General features: G+C 66.2%; 19 protein-coding genes. All 19 read left to right on the top strand.

Annotated elements, in window-relative coordinates; translation table 11 throughout:
- Positions 1-14 precede the first annotated feature (14 nt).
- The 19 genes from nuoG to V5F61_RS02745 all read left to right on the top strand — a co-directional run bounded on the left by nuoG (position 15) and on the right by V5F61_RS02745 (position 20,963).
- Positions 15-2,084, top strand: a complete 2,070-nt coding sequence (nuoG, locus tag V5F61_RS02655; RefSeq protein WP_393987212.1) for an NADH-quinone oxidoreductase subunit NuoG — start codon at positions 15-17, stop codon at positions 2,082-2,084.
- A gap of 102 nt (positions 2,085-2,186) precedes the next feature.
- A complete protein-coding gene (gene nuoH, locus V5F61_RS02660) occupies positions 2,187-3,206 on the top strand; it encodes an NADH-quinone oxidoreductase subunit NuoH (protein WP_393987213.1) in 1,020 nt (339 codons plus the stop codon).
- Between the two features lie 52 nt (positions 3,207-3,258).
- Positions 3,259-3,747, top strand: coding sequence for an NADH-quinone oxidoreductase subunit NuoI (nuoI, locus tag V5F61_RS02665; RefSeq protein WP_393987214.1), 489 nt, complete (start codon positions 3,259-3,261; stop codon positions 3,745-3,747).
- 297 nt (positions 3,748-4,044) lie between these two features.
- Complete coding sequence (locus V5F61_RS02670) at positions 4,045-4,665, top strand: NADH-quinone oxidoreductase subunit J (protein WP_393987215.1); 621 nt, start codon at positions 4,045-4,047, stop codon at positions 4,663-4,665.
- 10 nt (positions 4,666-4,675) lie between these two features.
- On the top strand, positions 4,676-4,984 hold the full coding sequence (gene nuoK / locus V5F61_RS02675) for an NADH-quinone oxidoreductase subunit NuoK (protein ID WP_393987216.1): 309 nt from the start codon (positions 4,676-4,678) through the stop codon (positions 4,982-4,984).
- Between the two features lie 4 nt (positions 4,985-4,988).
- On the top strand, positions 4,989-6,914 hold the full coding sequence (gene nuoL, locus V5F61_RS02680; RefSeq protein WP_393987217.1) for an NADH-quinone oxidoreductase subunit L: 1,926 nt from the start codon (positions 4,989-4,991) through the stop codon (positions 6,912-6,914).
- Positions 6,915-6,919: 5 nt separating this feature from the next.
- Entirely contained in the window at positions 6,920-8,431 is a 1,512-nt protein-coding gene (locus V5F61_RS02685) for an NADH-quinone oxidoreductase subunit M (protein ID WP_393987218.1), read from the top strand.
- A 13-nt stretch (positions 8,432-8,444) separates the two neighbouring features.
- Positions 8,445-9,875 (top strand): NADH-quinone oxidoreductase subunit NuoN, encoded by a 1,431-nt coding sequence (nuoN, locus tag V5F61_RS02690; protein WP_393987219.1) that lies wholly within the window; start codon positions 8,445-8,447, stop codon positions 9,873-9,875.
- 3 nt (positions 9,876-9,878) lie between these two features.
- Positions 9,879-10,646 carry a biotin--[acetyl-CoA-carboxylase] ligase gene (locus V5F61_RS02695; RefSeq protein WP_393987220.1) on the top strand — a complete coding sequence of 256 codons (768 nt, stop codon included), beginning with the start codon at positions 9,879-9,881 and terminating at the stop codon, positions 10,644-10,646.
- A gap of 159 nt (positions 10,647-10,805) precedes the next feature.
- The gene (locus tag V5F61_RS02700; protein ID WP_393987221.1) at positions 10,806-12,476 is read left to right on the top strand and encodes a ribonuclease J; all 1,671 of its coding nucleotides are present in this window, start codon (positions 10,806-10,808) and stop codon (positions 12,474-12,476) included.
- Positions 12,477-12,527: 51 nt separating this feature from the next.
- The gene (gene mce / locus V5F61_RS02705; RefSeq protein WP_393987222.1) at positions 12,528-12,932 is read left to right on the top strand and encodes a methylmalonyl-CoA epimerase; all 405 of its coding nucleotides are present in this window, start codon (positions 12,528-12,530) and stop codon (positions 12,930-12,932) included.
- Positions 12,933-12,942: 10 nt separating this feature from the next.
- Positions 12,943-13,215 (top strand): DUF1467 family protein, encoded by a 273-nt coding sequence (locus V5F61_RS02710; protein ID WP_393987223.1) that lies wholly within the window; start codon positions 12,943-12,945, stop codon positions 13,213-13,215.
- An 812-nt stretch (positions 13,216-14,027) separates the two neighbouring features.
- Positions 14,028-15,350, top strand: coding sequence for a proline--tRNA ligase (gene proS, locus V5F61_RS02715; RefSeq protein ID WP_393987224.1), 1,323 nt, complete (start codon positions 14,028-14,030; stop codon positions 15,348-15,350).
- Positions 15,347-16,645 carry a lipoprotein-releasing ABC transporter permease subunit gene (locus tag V5F61_RS02720; protein WP_393987225.1) on the top strand — a complete coding sequence of 433 codons (1,299 nt, stop codon included), beginning with the start codon at positions 15,347-15,349 and terminating at the stop codon, positions 16,643-16,645. Before proS ends, V5F61_RS02720 begins: the two co-directional genes overlap by 4 nt.
- Entirely contained in the window at positions 16,645-17,376 is a 732-nt protein-coding gene (locus V5F61_RS02725) for an ABC transporter ATP-binding protein (RefSeq protein ID WP_394103999.1), read from the top strand. The genes V5F61_RS02720 and V5F61_RS02725 overlap by 1 nt, the downstream gene beginning before the upstream one ends.
- A gap of 489 nt (positions 17,377-17,865) precedes the next feature.
- The gene (gene exbB / locus V5F61_RS02730) at positions 17,866-18,714 is read left to right on the top strand and encodes a tonB-system energizer ExbB (RefSeq protein ID WP_394104000.1); all 849 of its coding nucleotides are present in this window, start codon (positions 17,866-17,868) and stop codon (positions 18,712-18,714) included.
- 12 nt (positions 18,715-18,726) lie between these two features.
- The gene (gene exbD / locus V5F61_RS02735; protein WP_393987228.1) at positions 18,727-19,200 is read left to right on the top strand and encodes a TonB system transport protein ExbD; all 474 of its coding nucleotides are present in this window, start codon (positions 18,727-18,729) and stop codon (positions 19,198-19,200) included.
- Entirely contained in the window at positions 19,197-20,039 is an 843-nt protein-coding gene (locus tag V5F61_RS02740) for a TonB family protein (RefSeq protein WP_393987229.1), read from the top strand. Before exbD ends, V5F61_RS02740 begins: the two co-directional genes overlap by 4 nt.
- 159 nt (positions 20,040-20,198) lie before the next feature.
- Positions 20,199-20,963: a hypothetical protein gene (locus V5F61_RS02745; RefSeq protein ID WP_393987230.1), complete on the top strand. Its 765-nt coding sequence runs from the start codon at positions 20,199-20,201 to the stop codon at positions 20,961-20,963.
- Positions 20,964-21,027: the final 64 nt, after the last annotated feature.

Raw genomic sequence — 21,027 nt, forward strand, 5'->3', positions numbered from 1 at the left:
GCGAGGTGGAAGGGATGGCGAAGATCGTCGTCGACGGCTCCGAGATCGATGTCCCGGCCGAGTTCACGCTGCTTCAGGCGTGCGAGGCGGCGGGGGTCGAGATTCCGCGATTCTGCTTCCATGAGCGCCTCTCCATCGCCGGCAACTGCCGCATGTGCCTGGTGGAAGTGAAGGGCGGTCCGCCCAAGCCCACCGCCTCGTGCGCCATGGCGGTGAAGGATCTGCGCCCTGGCCCCAACGGCGAGCCGCCCGTGGTGCTCACCAAGAGCCCCATGGTGAAGAAGGCGCGCGAAGGGGTGATGGAGTTCCTGCTCATCAACCACCCGCTGGATTGCCCTATCTGCGATCAGGGCGGTGAGTGCGACCTGCAGGACCAGGCGATGGCCTACGGCGCCGATACCTCGCGCTTCGCCGAGAACAAGCGCGCGGTGGAAGACAAGTACATCGGCCCGCTGGTGCGCACGTCCATGACGCGCTGTATCCAGTGCACCCGCTGTGTGCGCTTCACTACCGAGGTGGCGGGCGTGCCGGACCTCGGCGCCATCGGCCGCGGCGAGGATACGGAGATCACGACCTATCTCGAGCATGCCATGCGCTCGGAGATGCAGGGCAATGTGGCGGACCTCTGCCCCGTGGGCGCGCTGACCCATAAGCCATATGCCTTCCACGCCCGGCCGTGGGAGCTCATCAAGACCGAGTCCGTCGACGTTATGGATGCGGTGGGCGCGAACATCCGCGTGGATACCCGCGGCCGCGAGGTGATGCGCATCCTGCCGCGCGTCAATGACCTCGTGAACGAGGAGTGGATCTCCGACAAATCCCGTTATGTGTGGGACGGCCTGAAGGTGCAGCGCCTCGACCGGCCGTACCTGCGCAAGGGCACGCGGCTGGTTCCGGCCTCCTGGAACGAGGCGTTCGTCGCCATCGCCGCCAGGGTAAAGACTGCGAAGCCCGAACGGATCGGCGCGCTCATCGGCGACCTCGCCAGCGTGGAAGAGATCTTCGCGCTCAAGGGCCTGATGACGAAGCTCGGCAGCGCCAACATCGACGCCCGCCAGGACGGCGCGGCGCTCGATCCGGCGCTGGGCCGCGCCACTTATGTGTTCAATCCGTCCATCGCAGGTATCGACGATGCGGATGCGATTCTGCTCGTGGGAACGGACCCGCGCCATGAGGCCTCGGTGCTCAACGCCCGCATCCGCAAGCGGTGGCGTCAGGGCGGGCTCAAGGTTGGCCTCATCGGCCAGCAGGTGGATCTGACCTACACCTACGATTATGTCGGTGCAGGCCCTGACAGCCTCGCCCATCTTGGCGCCTTCGGCGAGGTGCTGAAGCAGGCAGAGCGCCCGATGGTCATCATCGGCCAGGGTGCGCTCTCGCGCGCGGATGGCGCAGCGGTGCTTTCGCTGGCGGCGCGTGTCGCCACCGAGTGCGGCGCGGTGAAGGACGGGTGGAACGGCTTTGGGGTGCTGCACACCGCCGCCGCCCGTGTCGGCGCGCTGGACGTCGGCGCTGTCCCGGGCGCGAAGGGGCTGAATGCGAAGGCCATGGCGGCTGCCGGTGCGCTCGATGTCGCGTTCCTGGTGGGGGCCGACGAGATCGACGTCGCTCCGGGTGCCTTCGTTGTCTACATCGGTACCCACGGCGACCGCGGCGCGCACCGGGCGGATGTCATTCTGCCGGGCGCGGCCTACACGGAGAAGTCGGGCCTTTATGTGAACACCGAGGGCCGGGTGCAGTTCGCCAATCGCGCTGCTTTCCCGCCGGGGGAAGCTCGCGAGGAGTGGGCGATCCTGCGCGCGCTTTCGGAGGTGCTGGGCCAGACGCTGCCCTTCGACAGCGTCACGGCGCTGCGTGCGAAGCTGATGGCGGCGTACCCGCATCTCGGCCGCGTGGACCAGATCGAGCCGGGTGATGCCGCTGCCATCGCAAAATTGGCGAAGCTCGGCGGAGATGTGGACAAGGCGCCGTTCGCGCCGGCCATTTCGGATTTCTATCTGACGAACCCCATTGCCCGCGCGTCCGCCGTCATGGCGGAGTGCTCGGCCCTGCGCGCGGCTTCGGCCGCGGAGGCGGCGGAGTGAGGCGCATGGTTCGTCACGAAGCACAACAGTTCGCGCCGCAAGCGGCGCGCCCGGCGCAGGCGACGGCCTGCGCGCGGGAAGCGTGAGGGGGCGAGAGCACCGATGAGCTGGCAGGATACCCTTATCCAGGTACTGATCATCATCGGCCAGAGCTTGGCTCTGCTGGTGGCGCTCCTGATCTTCATCGCCTACATCCTGCTCGCCGATCGCAAGATCTGGGCGGCGGTGCAGATGCGGCGCGGCCCCAATGTGGTTGGGCCGTTCGGCCTATTCCAGTCGTTCGCGGACCTGCTCAAGTTCGTGCTGAAGGAGCCCACCATCCCGGCCGGCGCCAACAAGGTGCTGTTCCTGCTGGCGCCGCTGGTGACCTGCGTGCTGGCGCTCGCGGCCTGGGCCGTGGTACCGATCGCCGATGGCTGGGTGATCGCCGACATCAATGTGGGCGTGCTCTACATTTTCGCCATCTCGTCGCTCGGCGTTTACGGCATCATCATGGGCGGCTGGGCTTCGAACTCGAAGTATCCCTTCCTCGCCGCCCTGCGCTCTGCGGCGCAGATGGTGTCCTACGAGGTCTCCATCGGCTTCGTCATCATCACGGTGCTGATGTGCGCGGGCACGCTGAACCTCAGCGGCATCGTGGAGGCGCAGAACGGGCGGCTCGGCTTCCTGAACTGGTACTTCCTGCCGCTGTTCCCCATGTTCGTCATCTTCTACATCTCGGCCCTGGCTGAGACGAACCGGCCGCCCTTCGATCTGGTCGAAGCGGAATCGGAGCTGGTTGCGGGCTTCATGACCGAGTATGGCTCCACGCCCTACCTGCTCTTCATGCTTGGCGAGTACGTGGCCATCATCACCATGTGCGCCATGGCGACCATCCTGTTCCTGGGCGGCTGGCTGTCGCCGCTGCCGTTCGCACCCTTCACTTGGGTGCCGGGGGTGGTGTGGTTCGTCGTGAAGGTCAGCTTCATGTTCTTCCTGTTCGCCATGGCGAAGGCGATCGTTCCGCGCTACCGCTACGATCAGCTCATGCGCCTCGGGTGGAAGGTGTTCCTGCCCATCTCGCTGGTGGCGGTCGTCGTGGTGGCCAGCGTCCTGCACTTCACGGGGACTGCGCCCCAATGAACGTGCACCCGAACCTTCAGATCAGCCGCCCGATGGCGGCGGGAGAGCGCCCATGAAGCTCGATCAGGCCGCGCGCGCCCTGTTGCTGACGGAGCTGGTCTCCGCCTTCGCCCTCACCATGCGCTACTTCTTCGCGCCGAAGGCGACGCTGAACTACCCCTTTGAGAAGGGGCCTCTGTCGCCGCGCTTCCGCGGGGAGCACGCGTTGCGTCGCTACCCCAACGGCGAGGAGCGGTGCATCGCCTGCAAGCTTTGCGAGGCGATCTGCCCCGCGCAGGCCATTACCATCGAGGCCGGCCCACGCCGCAACGACGGCACGCGGCGCACGACCCGGTACGACATCGACATGGTCAAGTGCATCTATTGCGGCTTCTGCCAGGAAGCCTGCCCGGTGGAGGCGATCGTGGAGGGGCCGAACTTCGAGTTCGCCACCGAGACGCGCGAAGAGCTCTACTACGACAAGGAGAAGCTGCTTTCGAACGGCGACCGGTGGGAGCGCGAGATCGCGCGGTCCATCGCGCTCGATGCCCCGTATCGTTGAGCAGGCGTCTGCGGCGGCGTCAGCCGGCGGAGGCGAGAAGTTGAGGCGCCGTGATGAGCACGGCAGGAACGCAAGGGCGGTCCCCAGGACAGGTCCGGAACGTTCGAACTGGACTTGTGAGCAGGGCACGCCCGCGGGAATGCCGGTCGGGCGGCCGGGCTCGAAACGGTGGACTTGTGGGATGGGTCAGAGCTATCGACGCATCGGCCGCTGGGCGCCGCTGTCCGTGAGGGGCAGCGCGGCGCTCAAGGCGGCGCAAACGAGCGCGGAACTGGCGCGCAGAGGGGGGCTCTCCGCATGAGTGTCGCGGCAGCGTTTTTCTATCTCTTCGCGTTCGTGCTGGTGGGATCGGCCTTCATGGTCATCTCCTCGCGAAACCCCGTGCAGTCGGTTTTGTTCCTCATTCTCGCCTTCGTGAATGCGGCGGGCCTGTTCCTGCTGATCGGCGCCGAGTTTCTCGGTCTGATCCTGGTCGTGGTTTATGTTGGCGCGGTGGCGGTGCTGTTCCTGTTCGTGGTGATGATGCTCGATGTGGACTTCGTTGAGCTGCGCCAGGGCTTCCTGCAGTACCTGCCCATCGGCGTGTTGATCGGCCTGATCTTCCTTGCCGAACTGGTGCTGGTGGTGGGGGCCTGGGTCACGGGCCCCGGCATTTCCGCCGCAGTTTCCGCCGGCGCGGCGGCCGGGCACGTGAGCGAGGTCGGCAATGTGCAGGCGATCGCGAAGGTGCTCTACACGGACTACATCTACTACTTCCAGTCGGCGGGCTTCGTTCTGCTGGTGGCGATGATCGGCGCCATCGTGTTGACGCTCCGCCACAAGGTGAACGTGAAGCGTCAGAACATCTCCGCCCAGGTGGCGCGGACGCCCGAGGCCGCCATCAAGGTGGTCAAGGTGCGGCCCGGCCAGGGGCTCTGAGGGGGTCGCCATGGAAATCGGTCTTTCCCACTACCTGACGGTGGCGGCGATCCTGTTCACGCTGGGGACGCTCGGTATCTTCCTGAACCGGAAGAACGTGATCGTCATCCTGATGTCGATTGAGCTGATCCTGCTGTCGGTGAACATCAACCTCGTGTCGTTCTCAGCCTTCCTCGGGAACCTCACCGGGCAGATCTTCGCACTGCTCGTGCTCACCGTGGCGGCGGCCGAAGCGGCCATCGGCCTCGCCATCCTCGTGGTGTTCTACCGCAACCGCGGTTCGATCGCCGTCGAGGACATCAACGCCATGAAGGGTTGAGGCCATGTATCAGGCGATCGTCTTCCTGCCGCTCGCAGGCTTCCTCATCGCGGCGCTGTTCGGTCGGGCCATCGGCGCCCGCGCCAGCGAAGTGGTGACCACCACTTTCCTGTTCATCTCCTGCCTGTTTGCTTGGATTACTTTCGTGAGCGTCGGATTTGACGACCATGAAGTTCGGATCCATCTTCTGGAATGGATTGATGTCGGCGGCCTCAAGATCGACTGGGCTCTGAGGATCGACAGCCTCACTGCGGTGATGCTGATTGTGGTGACCACCGTGTCCAGCCTCGTGCACCTCTATTCCGTGGGGTACATGCACGAGGACCCGCACCGGCCGCGTTTCTTCTCCTACCTGTCGCTGTTCACCTTCGCGATGCTGATGCTGGTGACGGCTGATAATCTGGTGCAACTGTTCTTCGGCTGGGAGGGCGTGGGCCTCGCGTCCTACCTGCTCATCGGCTTCTGGTACGAGAAGCCCTCCGCCAATGCCGCGGCCATGAAGGCGTTCGTGGTCAATCGCGTCGGCGACTTCGGTTTCATGCTGGGCATCTTCGCCGTGTTCGTGATGACCGGCTCGGTCGCCTTCGATCAGGTGTTCGCGGCGGCGCCTTCGCTTGCCGGCAAGACCATCAATTTCCTCGGCCACAATTGGGATGCGCCGACCGTCATCGCGCTGCTGCTGTTCGTCGGCGCCATGGGCAAGTCGGCTCAGTTGCTGCTCCACACCTGGCTGCCGGATGCCATGGAGGGCCCGACGCCGGTGTCCGCCCTTATCCATGCGGCGACCATGGTGACCGCCGGCGTGTTCATGGTGGCGCGCATGTCGCCCATCTTCGAGCTGTCGCCGACCGCCCTCGACGTGGTGATGCTGATCGGCGCGACCACAGCCTTCTTCGCGGCGACGATTGCGCTGGTGCAGAACGACATCAAGAAGGTGATCGCCTACTCCACCTGCTCGCAGCTCGGCTATATGTTTACGGCCATGGGGGCGGGGGCGTATTCGGTGGGCATGTTCCACCTGCTGACCCACGCCTGCTTCAAGGCGCTGCTGTTCCTGTGCGCAGGCTCGGTCATCAACGCGATGCACCACGAGCAGGACATGCGGCACATGGGCGGCCTCTACAAGAAGGTGCCCTTCACCTACGCCATGATGCTGATCGGGACCCTGGCCATCACCGGTTTCCCGTTCACCGCCGGCTATTATTCGAAGGACGCCATCATCGAGTCGGCCTACGCCAGCCACAATGCCTTCGCCCTCTATGGCTGGGCCATGACTGTGCTCGCGGCGGCGCTCACCTCCTTCTATTCCTGGCGCCTGATATTCATGACCTTCCATGGGAAGCCGCATGATCAGCATCATTACGATCACGCGCACGAGTCGCCCCTGGTCATGACTTTGCCGCTGGCGGTGCTTGGCGTCGGGTCGGTCGTGGTGGGCTTCGCGCTCTACGGCGTGTTCGTGGGGGAGGATGTGCACGCCTTCTTCCGCTCCTCGATCTTCATGGGTGCGGAGAATCATATTCTCCATGCCATGCACGAGATCCCGGAGCTGATCGTGCTCGCACCCACGGGAATGATGGTGATCGGCTTCGCGATCGCCTACTGGTTCTACGTGGCCAACCCGCGGCTTCCCGCCGCGCTCGCGTCGGCTCTTCCGGGCCTCTACAGGTTCCTGCTCAACAAGTGGTACTTCGACGAGCTCTACGATTTCCTGTTCGTCCGTCCGGCCATGTGGATCGGGCGGGTGCTCTGGAAGCGGGGTGACGGCACCATCATCGATGGCCTTGGTCCCGATGGCGTGTCCGCACGGGTGCTCGACGTCACCGGCCGCGTGGTGCGGCTGCAGAGCGGCTACCTCTATCATTACGCCTTCGTGATGCTCATCGGCGTCGCGGCCCTTCTCACCTGGTTCATGTTCTCCGGAGTGTGACGCCGATGACCGACTGGCCCATCCTATCCGTCGTCACCTTCCTGCCCCTCGTCGGCGCGCTGTTCATCCTCGTGGTGCGCGGCGACGACGAGGTGGCCGCCCGCAACGCCCGCTGGGTGGCGCTGTGGACGACGCTGGTGACCTTCGTGGTGTCCCTGCTGCTGCTGCCGGGCTTCGATCCGGCCGCGCCAGGCTTCCAGTTCGTTGAGAAGAAGGCGTGGCTCGGCGATATCGCCGCCTACCATATGGGCGTCGACGGCATTTCGCTGCCGTTCGTGATCCTCACCACCTTCCTCATGCCGTTCGCCATCCTGGCCTCCTGGGAGAGCGTGCATAAGCGGGTGAAGGAGTACATGATCGCCTTCCTGGTGCTCGAAACCTTCATGATCGGCACCTTCTGCGCGCTCGACCTCGTGCTGTTCTATTTCTTCTTCGAGGCCGGCCTCATCCCGATGTTCCTGATCATCGGCATATGGGGCGGACCGCGGCGCGTGTACGCGGCGTTCAAGTTCTTCCTCTACACCCTTGCCGGCTCCGTGCTGATGATGCTGGCCGTCATGGCCATGTATTGGCAGGCGGGCACGACCGATGTGCCGACGCTGCTCACCTACGGCTTCCCCTCGCATATGCAGACATGGCTGTGGCTGGCCTTCTTCGCGTCGTTCGCGGTGAAGATGCCCATGTGGCCGGTGCACACATGGCTGCCGGACGCCCACGTGGAGGCGCCGACGGCAGGCTCGGTGATCCTGGCGGGCATCCTGCTGAAGATGGGCGGCTATGGCTTCATCCGCTATTCGCTGCCGATGTTCCCGGAGGCGAGCCATTATTTCGCGCCGCTGGTGTTCACCCTCTCGGTGGTGGCCATCATCTACACGTCGTTGGTTGCCCTGGTTCAACAGGACATCAAGAAGCTGATCGCCTACTCGTCGGTGGCCCACATGGGTTTCGTGACCATGGGCATCTTCACCATGAACGAGCAGGGCCTTCAGGGCGCCATGTTCCTCATGATTTCCCACGGCTTCGTCTCGGGTGCGCTGTTCCTGTGCGTCGGTGTCATCTACGACCGTATGCACACCCGCGAGATCGCAGCCTATGGCGGCCTCGTGAACCGCATGCCGCTTTATGCCACTGTGATGATGATCTTCACGATGGCGAACATCGGCCTGCCGGGCACCTCCGGCTTCGTGGGCGAGTTCCTCACGATGCTTGCGGCGTTCAAGGCGAACACGTGGGTGGCCTTCCTGGCGGCCACTGGCGTGATCCTCTCTGCCGCCTATGCGCTCTACCTCTACTGGCGGGTGATCTTCGGCAAGCTTGAGAAGGACAGCCTGAAGAACATCCTGGACCTGTCGCCGCGCGAGGTGGTGATTATGGTTCCGCTGGTGGTGCTCACCATTCTGTTCGGGGTGTGGCCGGCGCCGATCCTCGACATGACGTCCCATGCGGTGAACGCGGTCGTCGCGCGCACCGATCAGGTGGCGGGTGCGGTGAAGACCGCGCTCCTCCTCACCTTTTGATTTCGAGGTTGTCATGACGCAGCTCCTGCCTCCGCTCGGCGCGGTCCTGCCCGAACTGGTGCTGGCCGTCTCCGCCATCGTGCTGATCCTCATCGGCGCGGTGCGCGGCGAGGGGGCGGCCAATTTCATCACCGGCCTTGCCATCGCCGTGCTCGCGGCGGCCGGGGTTCTGGTGCTCCTCGGGCCGGGCGGCGAGACGGTCGCCTTCAACGGCTCGCTGGTGATCGACCCGTTCGGCCGCTTCATGAAGGGGCTCGCTATCCTCGGCGCCACGGTCTCGCTGATCATGGCGGTGGATTGGCAAAACCGTGAGAAGCTCGCGCGCTTCGAATATTCGGTGCTGTTCGTCATCGCGACGCTCGGCATGTGCATGCTGGTGTCGGCGGGCGATCTGATCGCGCTTTACCTCGGCCTGGAGCTGATGAGCTTCTCGCTCTACGTGCTCGCCGCCATTAACCGGGACTCGGTGCGTTCCACTGAGGCGGGCCTTAAGTATTTCGTGCTGGGCTCCCTGTCCTCGGGCATGCTGCTTTACGGTGCGTCTCTGGTCTACGGCTTCACCGGTTCGGTGAACTTCGAGGTGATTGCGACTGTGGTGAAGGAGCCGAGCATCGGCCTCATCTTCGGCCTCGTGTTCGTGCTCGCCGGGCTGTGCTTCAAGATCTCGGCGGTGCCGTTCCACATGTGGACGCCGGACGTCTACGAGGGCGCGCCTACTCCGGTCACGACCTTCTTCGCCACCGCGCCAAAGGTGGCCGGCATGGCCATCTTCATCCGTGTGGTGCTGGAGGCGTTCCCGCACATCGCCTCGCAGTGGCAGCAGATCGTGGCTTTCGTCTCGATCGCCTCGATGGTGCTCGGCGCCTTCGCCGCTATCGGCCAGCGGAACATCAAGCGCCTGCTTGCCTATTCCTCCATCGGCCACATGGGATTCGCGCTCGTTGGTCTGGCGGCGGGCACGGCCGAGGGCGTGCGGGGCGTGCTGGTGTATATCGCGATCTATGTTGCGATGACGCTGGGCTCTTTCGCATGCGTGCTCACCATGCGCCGGCAGGGCCGCGCTGTTGAGAACATCGACGATCTCGCGGGCCTTGCGCGCAATAATCCGTTGATGGCGCTCATGTTCGCGGCGCTGATGTTCTCGCTGGCGGGCATTCCCCCGCTCGCGGGCTTCCTCGCGAAATACTACGTCTTCGTCGCAGCCATCCAGGCCGGCCTCTATGGGCTCGCGGTCATCGGCGTGCTCGCGTCGGTCGTCGGCGCCTATTATTATCTTCGTGTCGTCAAGGTCATGTATTTCGACGAGCCTGCGGACGCGTTCGATCCCATGCCGACCGAGCTGAAGGCGGTTCTTGCGCTGAGTGGGCTTTTCACCATCTTCTATTTCGTCTATCCCGCTCCTCTCATTGAGGCGGCCGGGGCCGCCGCCCGCTCGCTTTTCTGATCGATGGCACAATACGAATTCCAGGGTTCCACGGTTCCCATCATCCGCTTCACCGAGATCGGCTCCACCAATGCGGAGGGTCTCGCCCGGCTTGCGCGGGGCGAGATCATGCCGGTCTGGCTCGTGGCGGATATCCAGACGGCCGGGCGCGGGCGGCGCGGCCGGCCGTGGACCTCGGAGCTTGGCAATCTCTTCGCAACGCTGGTGTTGCCCAACCCGGCGCCGCTCGCCAATCTCGCCCAGCTCTGCTTCGTGGCGGGCTTGGCGGTGCGTGACGCGGCGCTCGCGGCTGCACCGCAGATCCCCGCTGATGCGCTGAAGCTGAAGTGGCCCAATGACCTGCTGCTCCATGGCGGCAAGCTGGCGGGCATTTTGGTCGAGGGCGGTACCGATGCGAACGGCCGGCCTGCGGCGGTCATCGGCTTCGGTGTGAACTGCCTGCACCATCCCGAGGACCTCCCCTACAGGGCCACCAGCCTTGAAGAGGCGGGGGCGCCAACGGCGCCAGACCGCCTGCTGGAGGCGCTCGATCTCGCCATGGCGGTGCGGCTCAACCAGTGGCATGCGGGCGCCGGTTTCGCCGGCATCCGGTCCGACTGGATGCGGCATGCCCTCGGCATGGGGGATCAGGTAAGCGTCAAGATCGGTGAGCGTGAAGTGGTGGGCCGGTTCGAGAACATCGATGCCCGAGGCGCCATGATGTTGCGCCGACGCGACGGTATCGCCGAGATCATCACTGCCGGAGACGTCTCGCTGCGTCTGCCGGAGTAGCGCGAGATGTATTGCAGGAGCTGGCGGCGGGCTCCGGCGGGAGGCTGGCCGTTGCGGCCGGTGCCGCTGTAGCTCGGTGTGGCGAAAGTCTTTTGGAACGGCACCGTCCGCGATCCTCCAGCGGCGGGTGGAACCCTGCGGGAGGAAGTGATCGGCACAATGGCGGCATCGGACGAACTCGTATTCGCGCCCCTCGGCGGAGTGGGCGAAATCGGCATGAACCTCGCGCTTTATGGCTCCGGGCCGAAGAAAGCGCGCAGCTGGCTCATGGTCGATTTCGGCATGAGCTTCGCCGGAGATGAGGCGCCGGGGGTGGATCTGGTGCTACCGGACATCCGCTTCCTGGAAGCCGAAAAGAAGAATATCGCCGGGCTCGTGATCACCCATGGGCATGAGGATCATATCGGCGCGGTGCTCGACCTGTGGCCGCGCCTGCGGTGCCCCATCTACACGACCGCGTTCACCGCCGGCCTGCTGGAGGCAAAGCGCGCCGGCGAGCCGGGAGCTCCTTCGGAGCTTCCGGTGACCGTGGTGCGCTCGGGTGAGCGGGTTCAGATCGGGCCGTTCGAGGTTGAGTTCATACCGGTCGCCCACTCCATCCCGGACAGCCACGCGATCGCCATCCGTACCGGGGCGGGACTGGTGGTGCACACGGGCGACTGGAAGCTCGACCCCACGCCCATGGTGGGCAAGGCGACCGATACGGCGCGGCTTGCGGCCCTCGGCGACGAGGGGGTTCGCGCCATCGTCTGCGATTCCACCAACGCCATTCGCGACGGCGTCTCGCCCTCCGAGGCGGATGTGGCGGCCTCGTTGAAGGAGATTGTTGCGAAGGCCAAGCACCGTGTGGCCTTCACCACCTTCTCGTCCAATGTCGCGCGCATCCGGGGCATTGCCGAGGCGGCGATGGCGGCCGGGCGCGAGGTGGTGGTCGTGGGTCGCGCGCTGGAGCGGGTGATCGGCGTGGCGCGCGAGCAGGGGCTGCTGGACGGCATCCCGGCCTTCCGCAGCGCGGACTTCTACGGCTACCTGCCCCGCGAGCGCGTGGTGGCCATCCTCACCGGCAGCCAGGGTGAGCCGCGCGCGGCGCTGAAGCGCATCGCTGACGACGACCATCCGGAGATTGCGTTCTCGCCGGGGGACCTGGTGGTGTTCTCGTCGCGCACCATTCCCGGCAATGAGAAGGTGGTGAACCACATCGTCAACGCCCTCATCAAGCGTGGGGTGGAGGTGATGACCGACCGGGACGGGCTGGTGCACGTCTCCGGCCATCCGCGGCGCGGCGAGCTTGAGAAGATGTATGCGCTGGTGCGGCCGCAGGTGGCGGTGCCGGTGCACGGCGAGGCGCTGCACCTGCACGAGCACGCCAAGCTCGCGCGCAGCCTCGGCGTGCCCGAGGTGGTGAACTGCTACGATGGGCAGATGCTGCGGCTCGCGCCCGGCCCGGTGGAACGGGTGGGGGAGGTACCGTTTGGGCGCCTTTACAAGGATGCCCGCCTGCTGCTGCCCGAAGGGGCGCGCGCGCTCCCGGAGCGGCGCAAGCTTAGCTATGTAGGCGCCATTTCGGTGGCGGTGGCCGTCGACAAGCATGGCGCGCTCGCCGGTGATCCCTCGGTGGAGCTGACCGGCGTTCCGGAGCGCGGCGAGGGCAATGTGGATATGTTGGACCACGTGCTCGACACTGTGGTCACGACCCTGCAGGGCCTGCCCAAGGCGCGCCGGCGTGATGCCGATGCCCTGGCGGAGTCGCTGGAGCGTGCGGTGCGCGGGGCGGTAAATGCGGTGTGGGGCAAGAAGCCCGTTTGCCACGTCCACGTTCTTGAAGTGTGATGGACGAAACGCGCCGCCGGCCGCCGCGCCGGCCAGAAGGATGAGGGAACCATGATCGGACGGCTGAACCACGTGGCCATTGCGGTGCGCGACATCGCCGCTGCGTCGAAGCTCTACCGGGACACGCTGGGCGCGGAGGTGTCTGCAGCCGTGCCGCAGGAAGAGCATGGTGTGACCACGGTGTTCGTGACGCTGCCCAACACCAAGATCGAGTTCCTGGAGCCGCTCGGCGAGAATTCTCCCATTGCGAAGTTCCTGGAGCGTAACCCCGATGGGGGCATCCACCACATCTGCTACGAGGTGGACGATATCCTTGTGGCGCGCGACCAGCTGAAGGCCAAGGGCGCGCGCGTTCTGGGAACGGGTGATCCGAAGATCGGCGCCCATGGCAAGCCGGTGCTGTTCCTGCACCCGAAGGACTTCAACGGCACCCTGGTCGAGCTCGAGCAGGCGTGAGGCGCAGGCGATGTCGGTTGCAGCCGTCGTCGCCATCTATTTCGTGGCCTGGTGGATCACGCTGTTTGCTGTGCTCCCCTGGGGCGCGCGCGCGCAGGGAGAAGAAGCGGGTGTGACGCCGGGCACTGATCCCGGCGCGCCCGCGCGGCCAATGCTTCTGCGCAAGATGCTGGTGACGACCGTCCTCGCCGCTCTCGTCACCGCCGCCATCTTCTATGTGGTGACAAGCGGGATCGTCGCCCTGGAAGATCTCCCCATGCCCTTCAAAACTCACGACGACTGACGGATCGCATTCGCGGGGCACGGCTGCGCCATCGCCTTGCTGTGTGCAACCAAGAGGTTGAAATTTTTTTTTTCAGCGCACGCCTTGGGCCGGCGAAAACAGGGGAATTTGCTGCACTGCAGCGCGCGAAATGAGGCGTCATCGGTCCGCGTAGGGGGAGGGGCGCGACTCGGATGATGCCAGTTATGGCAAATCATTGTTATAATTTGCCGGCTCCACTCCCCTGGTTCGGACGCCCGTGTCCCGCTCCCGCTGGGGGGTGGTTGAGCGAGGGGGCGGCGCGCGCGTGATGCTCGCCGGGAACGCTCGCGAGGGCCAGAAGGGGCGCGGATAGCCGCACACGGCGCCCTGGGTTCAATCCGCCGGCAGGTGGTGTGATGGCAGCCAAGAGCTTGGTAACAAAAAGAAAAGGCGAGACCCGATGGTCTCGCCTTTTTCATTCCCACGGCTCCTGTGCCACCTGCGGGTCTGATGCCCACTCTGGGATGGCCCGGCCAATCCGTGATGCCGATTCCGTATGCGCACGCCCTTTGGAGCGGTGCCCGGCCGGCTGTTGTTTTTCGATTCCTCCCGAGACCCGGACCGAATGTCCCGCCCGGTGTGCCGGGCTGGGGACGATCCCCTTTCTTGTGCGGGCTCAAACTAGAACAAGATTCTGTCGTTTGTCATCCTTGCGCCGCAATAAGATGCACGCTGCGCCGCAACATGATGGCGCTCTGCGGCGCATTTCGGCGGCGCTCTTGTGTTTTGCCGACGCTTCCGCTTTCACTCCGCGCGACCCTTTCCGATCTCCATAGCCGTCGAGCCTTGCGATGCGCCTTTCCCGTTATTTTCTGCCGATCCTGCGTGAAGTGCCCCGGGAGGCGGACATCGTCTCCCACCGCCTGATGCTGCGCGCGGGCATGATCCGCCAAGAGGCTGCGGGAATTTTCGCCTGGCTGCCGCTGGGCCACCGCGTGCTCAACAAGATCTGCGGAATCATCCGCGAGGAGCAGAATCGCGCCGGCGCCATCGAGATGCTGATGCCGACCATCCAGAGCGCCGACCTGTGGCGCGAGAGCGGGCGCTACGACGATTATGGCAAGGAGATGCTGCGAATCAGGGACCGGCACGACCGCGAGATGCTGTTCGGCCCGACCAACGAAGAGATGATCACGGACGTCGTCCGCGCCTATGTGAAGTCCTACAAGTCGCTGCCTCTGAACCTCTACCACATCCAGTGGAAGTTCCGGGACGAGGTGCGCCCGCGCTTCGGCGTCTACCGCTCCCGCGAGTTCCTGATGAAGGACGCCTATTCCTTCGATCTCGACGCGGCCGGCGCGCGGCATTCCTACAACAAGATGTTCGTGGCCTATCTGCGCACCTTCGCGCGCATGGGGCTGAAGGCCATCCCCATGGTGGCGGATACCGGCCCCATCGGCGGTAACCTCTCGCACGAGTTCATCATCCTCGCCTCCACCGGCGAGAGCGAGGTGTTCTGTCACGGCAACTACCTGGAAATGGCGCCGCCCCCGGCCGACGTGAACTTCGACGACGCCGCAGGCCTGCAGAAGGTGTTCGACGACTTCACCTCGCTCTATGCCGCCACCTCGGAGAAGCACGACGAGGCGGCCTACAATGCGATCCCCGAAGAGAAGCGCCTCGCCGCCCGCGGCATCGAGGTGGGCCACATCTTCTACTTCGGCACCAAGTATTCCGAACCCTTCGGGGTCTCGGTGCAGGGGCCGGACGGAAACGCGCACACCGTCCACATGGGCTCTTACGGCATCGGCCCCTCGCGCCTCGTGGCCGCCATGATCGAAGCCTCCCATGACGACGCGGGAATCATCTGGCCGGACGCGGTCGCCCCCTTCCAGGTGGGCATTCTCAACCTGAAGAGCGGCGACAGCGCCACCGATGCCGCCTGCGAGAAGCTGTATGCGGAGTTGACCGCAGCCGGCTACGACGTGCTCTATGACGATACCGAGGAGCGCGCCGGGGCCAAGTTCGCCACGGCCGATCTCATCGGCCTGCCGTGGCAGGTCCTGGTGGGGCCGAAGGGCCTCGCCGACGGCAAGGTGGAACTGAAGCGCCGTCGCGGCGGCGAGCGCGAGCTCATCGCGCCGAGCGACATTCTGGAGAGGCTGAAGGCATGACGGCGCGCGCGTCCACGGGGGTGAAGGCCGAGGAACCCACCGGAACGCGGCCTTTCGCGCCCTTCGAGTGGATGCTCTCGCTGCGCTACCTCCGGGCGCGGCGCAAGGAAGGCTTCATTTCGGTCATCGCCGGCTTCTCCTTCCTCGGCATCATGCTGGGGGTGGCGACGCTCATCATCGTCATGGCGGTGATGAACGGCTTCCGCCAGGAATTGCTCAGCAAGATCCTCGGCCTGAACGGCCACGTGCTGGTGCAGCCGCTGGAAACCCCGCTGACCGATTATGCCGCCGTCGCCGAGCGCATCTCCAAGCTCAACGGCGTCCGCCTTGCGGTGCCGCTGGTGGAAGGGCAGGCGCTGGCCTCCTCGCAGTTCGGCGCCTCGGGCGTGCTGGTGCGCGGCCTGACGGAGAAGGACCTGAGGGGCCTGCCCTCGGTGGCGCACAACGTCCGCTCCGGCACGCTGGAGGGCTTCGACACCGGCCAGGGCCTCGCCATCGGCAAGCGCCTGGCGGACCAGCTCTCCCTGCGCGCGGGCGACAACATCACCCTGGTGGCTCCGCGCGGGGCGGTGACCCCCATGGGCACCTCGCCACGCATCAAGGTCTACAAGGTGGCGGCCATCTTCGAGGTGGGCATGTCGGAATACGACAGCGCCTTTGTCTTCATGCCGCTGCCCGAGGCCCAGGCCTATTTCAACCGCAACGGCGACGTGAACGCCATTGAGGTCTATATCGACCATCCCGACGACGTGGAGGAACTGCGCGGGGCCATCCAGGCCGCCGCCGAGCGGCCGGTCTACCTGGTGGACTGGCGCCGCCGCAACGCCACCTTCTTCAATGCCCTTCAGGTGGAGCGGAACGTGATGTTCCTCATCCTCACGTTGATCGTGCTGGTGGCGGCGCTGAATATCGTCTCCGGCCTCATCATGCTGGTGAAGGACAAGGGGCGCGACATCGCCATCCTGCGCACCATGGGCGCTTCCCAGGGAGCGGTGATGCGGGTGTTCCTCATCACCGGCGCCTCCATCGGGGTGGTGGGCACGCTGGTGGGGCTCATCCTGGGCGTGGTGGTGTGCCTCAACATCGAGGGCATCCGGCAGTTCATTTCCTGGCTCACCGCCACCGAGCTGTTCTCGCCCGAGCTCTACTATCTCTCCCGACTTCCGGCGGAGATGAACTTCAGCGAAACCGCTACCGTGGTGGTGATGGCGCTGGTGCTGTCCCTGCTCGCCACGCTCTACCCCTCCTGGCGCGCCGCGAGGCTCGATCCGGTGGAAGCCCTGAGATACGAGTGATGGATCAGCCCACCCGCCGCCCCACAGGCTCCCCCGGCATGCCGACACGCCCGAACCACGCCCTCGCCCTCACGGGCGTCGTCCGCCGCTACTCGGAAGGGGAGGGGGCGCTCGAAATCCTGCGCGGGGTGGATCTCGCCATCTCCCCCGGCCAGTCGGTAGCGCTGGTGGCGCCTTCCGGCACGGGCAAGTCCACGCTGCTGCACATCGCCGGCCTGCTGGAGCAGTCGGACGCGGGCGAGGTCTTCATCGACGGCAAGCCCACCGCCCGCCTTCCCGATGCGGAGCGCACGCGTATCCGCCGGCTGCACATCGGCTTCGTCTACCAGTTCCACCATCTGCTGGGTGAGTTCTCCGCGCTCGAGAACGTGGCCATGCCGCAGATGATCCGCGGCCTCTCCCACAAGGAGGCCAACGCCCGGGCCAAGGACCTCCTGACCTATCTCGGCCTCGGCCCGCGGCTGTCGCACCGGCCGTCCGAGCTTTCCGGAGGCGAGCAGCAGCGCGTGGCCATTGCCCGCGCCCTCGCCAACGCGCCGCGCCTGCTTCTGGCCGACGAGCCGACGGGGAACCTCGACCCGAGGACCTCCGACCACGTTTTCGGCGCTCTCACCGAGCTGGTTCAGGCCACGGGCGTCGCCGCCCTCATCGCCACCCACAACCTCGATCTCGCCGCCCGCATGGACCGGCGGGTGACACTGCGGGAAGGCAAACTGGTGGAGATGGCCTGAGGCGACGGCTGTTCCGTCCGAAGGTTGATTCCAACCGCCTGTGTGTCTTGGCCCGTGCCTTGGGGGAGACGCGGCTGCGTGCTCCCGCGTCAGCGCGAGGACTCTTCCGGAGCCATGCCGTACCGGGGTGACACCCTCCTTCCGCAGCGGCGTGCTCGGTTATGGAAGCAAGGGGGGTAGCGAACGGGGCAAATGGGGGTATAACGCTATTGCGAGCCATTTCCCGATTGCGGGATCGCCAGCGACCCCTGATAGTTGAAGCAATTCCGGTGACGCGCGATGCCCCTTTGCATTTCCGCCTCGCTGCCTAAGGCGGCGTCTTTCATTCGTTCTGGTTTCTGCGCGGTCGCGTTGCTCGCCTGCGCCGGGCTTTCGTCGGTACCCGCCGCGGCACAGGCGCCTGCCGATTCCGCAGCCCCTCATGCCGCGCATTCCGGCGCCGCGCCGACGGCTCCCGCCGCGTCCTTCCTTCCCGCGTCCGTGGGGGCAATGCCTGCGCTCGCATCGCCGGCTGCCGCCGTGGCCCCGGCTGAGCCCGCTGTCGCCCCCCATGCCGGGGGCGAGGCCACAACCGGGGTTTCCGCCGCCACTCCCGTGGCGACCGAGGTGGCGCCTCCCGCCAGCGTGGATTCGACCTTGCCGCACAATCTCTCCCCCTGGGGCATGTTCCTCGCCGCCGACATGGTGGTGAAGAGCGTCATGGTGGGCCTCGCCCTGGCCTCGGTGATGACCTGGACCGTGTGGTTCGTGAAGTCGCTGGAACTGATGTTCGCCCGCCACCAGGTGAGCCGGACCCTGAAGGCGCTGCGCGCCGCGCCCACCCTCATCGCCGCCTCCCGCGCCATTCCCAAGGGCAACGGCCCGGCACCGGCCACCGTCCACGCCGCACTCGACGAATGCGAGGTCTCCGAGGGGCTTTCGGCGGAAGGCATCAAGGAGCGCGTGGCCATTTCGCTCAGCCGTATCGAGGCGGGCGCGGGGCGGCGGATGTCCGGTGGCACCGGCGTGCTGGCCACCATCGGCGCCGTGGCGCCCTTCGTCGGCCTGTTCGGCACGGTGTGGGGCATCATGAATGCCTTCATCGGCATCTCGAAGGCGCAGACCACCAATCTCGCCGTGGTGGCGCCCGGCATCGCCGAGGCGCTGCTCGCCACCGCCATCGGCCTCGTGGCCGCCATTCCGGCCGTGGTCATCTACAACCTGTTCGCCCGTGCCATCGCCGCCTACAAGGCGCGCCTTGCCGACACCTCCGCCGAGGTGATGCGGCATCTCTCCCGCGATCTCGACCGCGCGAGCGAGGCCGGCCATGCGCGCAACCTGCGCGCTGCCGCCGAGTGAGGGGCGCGCGCCATGGCCGCGAAGCTCGACCACGGCGGCGAGGATCTCGCCGAGAACCACGAAATCAACGTCACGCCGTTCATCGACGTGATGCTGGTGCTGCTCATCATCTTCATGGTGGCGGCGCCCCTCGCGACGGTGGACGTGAAGGTGGACCTGCCCACCTCCAACGCCCAGCCCCAGCCACGCCCCGATAAGCCCATCTACCTCTCGCTGAAGGCCGATCACTCCCTCGCCATCGGTGACGACACGGTGGACCGCACTGCCCTCGGTCTCGCGCTCGACAAGGCCAGCAACGCCGATCGCGAGCAGAGGGTGTTCGTGCGGGCCGACAAGTCGGTGGACTACGGGACGGTGATGGAAGTGATGAACCTCCTGCGCACTGCCGGTTACCTGAAGGTGGCCCTGGTGGGCCTGGAGGGGCCGCCCGGCGGCGGCGCTTCCGCCACGCCGGCGGCGCTTCCGCCTGCGGGGGCTGCACGGTGAGCGCCGTGCACTGGCACGACTTCGACAGGAATCACTTCCGGAATTCCGCGCTCCGCTGGCTGGCGGCGGGGCTGTTGATCGTCGTCCTCCACACCGCCTTCGTCTATGCCGCGCTGTTCTGGAACAGGATGGAGGCGGCCTCGGCGCCGCCGGCGGCGGTGATGATCGAGCTCGCCCCCATGCCGGTGAGCACGCCGTCACAGAACCAGGATGTGGCTCCGGGCCCGGAGATGATGCAATCTCCGGTGACGACACCGGACGCGCCCGACAATCCGGAGGATGCGCCGCCGCCCCCGGAGCCGCTGAAGCAGGAGGTGGCTGAGGACGCGCCCGAGCTGCCGCCTACGCCCACCCCTTCCGAGGTGGTGCTGCCGGCCGCGCATCCCGAGCCTATGCCCAAGCCCGTGGAGGCGCCGAAGCCCAAGCCTGAGGAAAAGCCGAAGAAGGAGGCCAAGCCCACCCGCCGCAAGCAGGCGCCGGTGACCTCGGCTGCCCCCCGCTCGGAGGCCGCCCCCGCGCAGACCACCGCCGCTCCCTCGCCGGGCGTCGAGGCTTCGAACTCCCGCGCGCGGGCGACCTGGGCCGCCATGATCTCGGCGCACCTCAACCGCTTCAAGCGCTACCCGCCGGGGGCTCAGGGCGTCACCGGGCGGCCTTCGGTGCGGTTCTCGCTCGATGGATCGGGCCGGGTCACCTCCGCGAGCCTCATCCGCTCCTCCGGGTCTTCCGCCCTCGACGACGAGGCGGTGGCGACGGTGCGGCGGGCCTCTCCCTTCCCGGCGCCGCCGGACGGGCGTGGGGCGAGCTTCAGCGTGCCGGTGAACTTCACGCATCGCTGACGAGCAGTGAACCGGCGCCGTGCCGAGGGCCGGCGCCGGTCCGCCTTCTCCCCGCCGGGGAGCAGGCGCCGGGGGGAGCTGGCCTTTACCCCTGGGGAAGCCTCTGCTAACGCTACGCCATCAGGGCGGTTCACTTGCGGAACCGGGGCGCTTGCGGAGATGAGGCGGCTCTACATCCACGTTGGAACGCACAAGACGGGAACCACGTCCATCCAGTGGTATCTCAGCCGTCACGCCCGCACCTTCCGGGGCTATGGCTTTCATGTGCCGCAGGCGGGGCGCATCGCGCGCGGGTTTGCCGGGCATCACAATGTCGCCTGGACCATGCTGGAGGACACGCGGGCCGAACCCCGCCAGGGCGGTCTTGACGCCGTGCTGATCGAGTTGGACATGGCCCGTGCGGTGCGGGCCGTCCTGTCCTCGGAGGATTTCGAGTTCCTCGCCGACCGCCCGTTCGACCTGAGGCGCTTCGAGGGGCGCATCCTGAGCGCGGGGTGGACTCCGGTCTACATCATGTTCCTGCGCGCGCAGGGCTCCTACATGTTGTCCGTCTACCACGAGCTGAGCAAGCGCCCGGACCACGCGCACTTCGGCGCCTTCTCGGAGGAGGTGCTGGCGCGCGGCACCTTCCGCTCCCGGCAGGACCATGTGCTGCACTTCGACTATGACCTCCTGGTCGCCAAGTGGCGGGCCATGACGAAGGGCGAGTTGCGGATCATTGCCTATGACGCCGCGGCGAAGGGGCGGGGGGTGGTGGGCGAGCTCGTCCGCGTCATGGATGCGCCTGCGCGCCTGGGGGAACTGAGGCAGACCCGCATCAACGCGAGCACGGGGACGGTGACCGACGACATGAGGGCCGCCGCCCAGCGCGTCGAAACGAAGTACCTGCCCAGCTTCATGCGGCAGACGGGCCTGCATGGCTGATCCCCGCCCGCGGTCTTCCCCGCGCGGCGCTTTCGGCTATGGTCACGCTGCCGGGCGGAGCCGC

It is taken from the genome of Xanthobacter sediminis (assembly GCF_043195015.1).
Classification (GTDB): Bacteria; Pseudomonadota; Alphaproteobacteria; order Rhizobiales; family Xanthobacteraceae; genus Xanthobacter.